Below are 271 nucleotides of genomic sequence, written 5' to 3'. Positions count from 1 at the left end.
CCCGCTCCATGGTCCCGCTAGTCATAACAAAGAAAGACGCAATCTCGGGCCTAGAGCCTGATCTTACCAGGGTAAATGCGGTGATCACCGCGTGTGAAACCAACCATCCCGCCCATCGCGTACCCCACGCTGTGGTGCGCCGGGCCAACAATCGCACCATTTCGACTTACACGCTGCAGCACGGGCTGGAGAATGTCGGGCTGACCTATTTCGAGCCCTACCCAGATCACGACGGCCCCATCGAGATAGCCTCCTCGACCATCCTGACCTG

At 59.0% G+C, this 271-nt stretch carries 1 pseudogene; it reads left to right on the top strand.

Annotation, left to right across the window (positions count from 1 at the left end):
- Positions 1-80: 80 nt before the first annotated feature.
- Positions 81-271, top strand: a pseudogene (locus AF337_RS40335) (hypothetical protein); the annotation flags it as partial.

It is taken from the genome of Rhizobium ecuadorense (genome assembly GCF_001187535.1).
GTDB classification, from domain to species: Bacteria; Pseudomonadota; Alphaproteobacteria; order Rhizobiales; family Rhizobiaceae; genus Rhizobium; species Rhizobium ecuadorense.
This window is presented reverse-complemented; position numbering and strand designations above follow the sequence as displayed.